Source organism: Candidatus Zixiibacteriota bacterium, assembly GCA_022865345.1.
Classification (GTDB): Bacteria; Zixibacteria; MSB-5A5; order MSB-5A5; family RBG-16-43-9; genus RBG-16-43-9.
This window is the reverse complement of the sequence record JALHSU010000106.1, coordinates 1-4,067: the sequence shown is the minus strand read 5'-3', so window position 1 is coordinate 4,067 and position 4,067 is coordinate 1. Positions and strand designations below refer to the sequence as shown.

The following is a 4,067-nucleotide window of genomic DNA, read 5'->3' as shown; positions in this document are numbered from 1 at the left end:
GCCGTAGTTGACGAGCAGATAACCTATACCGGTAACCCGTGTGGGTTTGTGGTTAGTTTTGCGGGAAAGAATATATATCATTCAGGAGACACCGGGCTTTTCTCTGATATGAAGCTGATTGGACAAATGAACAAGTTGGATGTCGCTTTGATCCCTATCGGGGATAACTTTACGATGGGAATTGAAGATGCGGTAAAGGCAGTCCAATTTTTAAAACCCAAAGTGGTCATTCCAATGCATTTTGATACTTTCGATGTTATAAAGCAAGATCCTCAAGTCTTTGCTAAAAAGTTGAAGGGTTCAAAGAGTAAAGTAAAGATACTCAAAATCGGTGAAAGTTATAATCTATAAGAAAGGATTAAAGGATTCGAGAAAATCGTAGAGCTCCGCAAATTGCGGAGCAAAAAAGAAACCTTTTGGAGGTCTATCACGATTCAAAACTAATCAAAACTGTTACCTGTGTCAGTTGATTGATCTGTAACCTATGCTACTTGATAATACACTAAAGATCTCCACTACAATTTAAAATTCGAGCCTGAAAAGGTAGCACTACAAAAAGATGACCGGGGAAAGGAATTTAGCCTTGGGGGGCTGGCTCCTCTTTTTGCGGTTGGGGAGATAGAACCTTCAAGGTATTCTTGAAATGCATCTTCACGTATTTCTCTAAATTTTCCTTACCTAACTTCTCCACTAATTTCCTTGCCTCCTCCTCGGTCTGAGGGGAAGCCCCCTTGGGCAAAACCATTCCGCATTCGCGGGAAAGACCTTCTAACCGGTTCAAAAACTCAGCCCGGGCTAAAATCGAGGCAGCCGCAACGGCTAAGTCTGATTCCGCTCCAGGCCTTTGCTCTAATCTGATTTTCTTGCCCAATTTCATCAGCGCATTCTTGATATACATTTCATCCCCGAACTGATCAGATAAAGCTCTGGCCGCATCCACCTGAAGGAGTATATTCTCGATCACCCTGGCATGTCCCCAGGCAAGAATCCGGTTCAGGTTTTTCATTCGGGAGTATAACAGATTATATTTTTCAGGTCCGATTACCACGACCGAGTAGCGGCAGATGCTGCGCAATCTGAAATCCAGGTCTTTTATAACCCCGTCTGAAATCTTCTTACTATCCCGGACGTTTAACTGCCTTAACTGTGGAACAAGATTATCTTCTAAATAAACCCCTGCCACTACCAGAGGCCCAAAATAGTCCCCTTTGCCGGACTCGTCAGTCCCGATCCAGCCAGTTGGCTTGTGGGGAGCTTTGACTTCAGGTTCTAACTTTTCAGGTTTCTCTTCTCTTGAGCTTTCCTTACCGCTTCCCTTTATAGATTCCTTCTGGTAAAAAGAAGGTTGTGCAGGATGGAAGTGTCTTGATTTATTTTTGTCCGAACGGAATGAACCGATTTTATTAGCTCCTCTATCTCCGGAGCCAGCTTTTTTATTTTTCATTTTTTATGATAAAAAAGGATTAAGCTCGCTCTATGTACTCCCCGCTGCGGGTATCGACCTTTATGGTATCCCCTTCTTTGATGAACAGAGGAACTTTGACCACCAAACCGGTCTCCAGGGTCGCATCCTTGGTTATGTTGGTCACCGAATCTCCCTTTATGGCGGGTTCGGTAGCCACTACCTTCAGGAGGACCGACGTAGGAATATCCAGACTAACCTGCTTTCCTTCGAAGAAAAGTATTTTATATTCTTCGTTTTCTTTGAGGTACCATCTGTATTCTCCTAAATGCTCCTCGTTAAAAATGATCTGCTCATAAGTCTTTGAATCCATGAAGTGAAATTCATCTCCGGAAGAATAAAGATACTGCATCCATTTTTCCTGGAAGTCCGGCTCCTCAAAGGTCTCCCCGGCTGAAAAGGTTCTTTCCAGAACTGCACCGGTTTTTATGTTTTTCAGCTTGGTCCTGACAAAAGCTCTTCTCTGGGCTGTGCGGGCATGCTGGAAATCGACTATGTAATATGGCTCTCCTTCGATTTTAATCTTAAGCCCCTTGCGAAAATCAGTCGTAGATAACATCTATAACCTCCAATCCACCTCTGGCGGATTTCGGGTTTTAATATAATTAAAATAATTTACTTTGCAACAGGAATCTATAAGAAAAGTAGTTGCCTGATTCATCAGGTTTATATCTGCTCGATAAATCGAGCAACTACAGGATTCCCGCTTGTTCCCTCTACTTGAAGGAGAGGGTCAGGGTGAGGTAATCCTGTAGAGACGCATCGCATACGTCTCCGTCCCCTCTCCCTCCTAAGGAGAGGGTTAGGGAGAGGTTTTACATCCTCACCCTCAAACCGGTTTGAGGGTGCCACCCGGCGATAAAAAACAGGGGCGAGAAAACCTCGCCTCTACAGTACGTGCATTGTCCCTCCCTATAAGGGAGGGAGATAATAAGTGGCTGTCAGATCCCCTGACCTGACGGTAAGATGACGTTCAATCTTCAACTTTGTTCTTTTTATAAAACTCACACATTTGACATTCCTTCATCTTCTCCTTTGAGCCAAGTACCTTGCCTGTGCTGCAACTGATGAGGGTAGCTTTCCAGCAGATGTTGCCATAACTGGGGTAAGCCAGACAATATTCCCTGTATTCCTGAGGGCATTTTATAAATTCCCAGCAGTTCATATTTTTGCTCTCTTTATCGCAGGGTAGAGACGCATCGAATGAGTTTTTACGTGCCTTTACCTTCCCTTTGTCACTCCCTACAAGGGAGGGGGATTATAAGTGTCCGTCGTCCGCCAGAGGCGGACTGACCCGACGGAATCTTATAATTTATTTTTTTGGTGCGACAGCCCCTTTTTACCCTTGAGGCGGGTCTTAAAGAGAAAGGCTGGGCTCCCCCCTAAGAGCCCAGCCGTCAAGAAGGATGAAACCAGCCTCAGCCCCCCGGTAAAGACTGGCTTCGGGATAACTCCTTTTATCCTCTTTCCTTCCTGCAGAGTTCCATCTTCATCATCCTGTTTTTATCCAGTCCGCTTTTTATTTTATCTTCTATGTCGATCATCTCGATTCCCAGAGGGTAGCTTCTATACCTTAGCTCGGAAAGAGACCTTAAAGCGTTCAAGACTACATTTATCTTGGACAACTGCTCTTTGCATAAAGAGAGGAAAGTTTCTATCTCCTCTTTTTGCAGGTCTTTGTTTTTGAGGGATTCTTCTAAGAGTTCAGCCTTACCCTGAACTACGGTAAGTGGATCGCCTAAATAATACGAGATCGTAGCCATTAATTTTTCGATGGCTTCGATAGAGATTTCTTTCTTTTCTTCTTCGAAGAAATTACCTAATAAAGTCCGCAGTAGAGAATCGCGGTTTTTACTCATTTAATCCCCCCTATTAATTTCCCTATTTAGCTTATCGAAACTCTGTATGTCATAACCTGTCATAAGATTTAAAATATTTTTTAGTATTTTTAAAAAACCGAGTCCAAGCAGAAATTATTACATAACAACTTGTACTTCTCATACAGCGGACAAACCGGAACCCATTTTTTTCACTCTACTTCCTTTCTGATAGATTCTCTGCTGATTACCCCATTTTAGATTTTGAGGTATTTTCAACCAGAGATGAAAGATTATCTAAAATATATCTATTCTCTTTGAGAAGCTTCAACTCTTCCTTAATCAACTTGGCTTGACATGCCCCTCAGCTATTCTCAAAATAATTATCTAAAGAATAATCTTTAGACAGAAGAGTTAAAAGAGGAAGGCTGGGCTCCCCCCTAAGAGCCCAGCCTTGGGGAAGGATGAAACCAGTCTCACTCCCCCGGTAAAGACCGGCTTCAGGTTAATTCCTTTTATCCTCTTTCCTTCCTGCAGAGTTCCATCTGCATTAATCTTTTGCCCGCAAGACCAATTTTGATCTCAGATCTTTTTTGATCTTATCTTCTATATTGATCATCTCTATGCCTAAGGGATAATTTCTATACCTAAGCTCGGAAAGAGAACTTAAGGCGTTCAAAATCAGATTTATCTTGCGGAACTGCTCTTTACATAAAGATATGAAACTTTCTATCTCCTCTCCCTTTAAATCTTTCTTTTTTAGAGATTCTTCTAAAAGCTCAGCTTTT

General features: G+C 42.6%; 6 protein-coding genes. 1 reads left to right on the top strand and 5 read right to left on the bottom strand.

Annotated elements, in window-relative coordinates; genetic code table 11:
• Positions 1-351 (top strand): metal-dependent hydrolase (locus MUP17_04770; protein ID MCJ7458283.1); only part of this gene is annotated, 351 nt, incomplete at its 5' end.
• A gap of 226 nt (positions 352-577) precedes the next feature.
• Here the strand turns inward: MUP17_04770 and rnhC are convergent.
• From rnhC to MUP17_04745, 5 genes are all read right to left on the bottom strand, one after another.
• The gene (rnhC, locus tag MUP17_04765) at positions 578-1,444 is read right to left on the bottom strand and encodes a ribonuclease HIII (protein ID MCJ7458282.1); all 867 of its coding nucleotides are present in this window, start codon (positions 1,442-1,444) and stop codon (positions 578-580) included.
• Between the two features lie 19 nt (positions 1,445-1,463).
• Positions 1,464-2,021 (bottom strand): elongation factor P, encoded by a 558-nt coding sequence (efp, locus tag MUP17_04760; GenBank protein MCJ7458281.1) that lies wholly within the window; start codon positions 2,019-2,021, stop codon positions 1,464-1,466.
• Positions 2,022-2,435: 414 nt separating this feature from the next.
• Entirely contained in the window at positions 2,436-2,627 is a 192-nt protein-coding gene (locus tag MUP17_04755) for a hypothetical protein (protein MCJ7458280.1), read from the bottom strand.
• A 292-nt stretch (positions 2,628-2,919) separates the two neighbouring features.
• A complete protein-coding gene (locus MUP17_04750; protein MCJ7458279.1) occupies positions 2,920-3,321 on the bottom strand; it encodes a hypothetical protein in 402 nt (133 codons plus the stop codon).
• 508 nt (positions 3,322-3,829) lie between these two features.
• The coding region (locus MUP17_04745; protein ID MCJ7458278.1) for a hypothetical protein at positions 3,830-4,067 on the bottom strand (238 nt) is incomplete at its 5' end.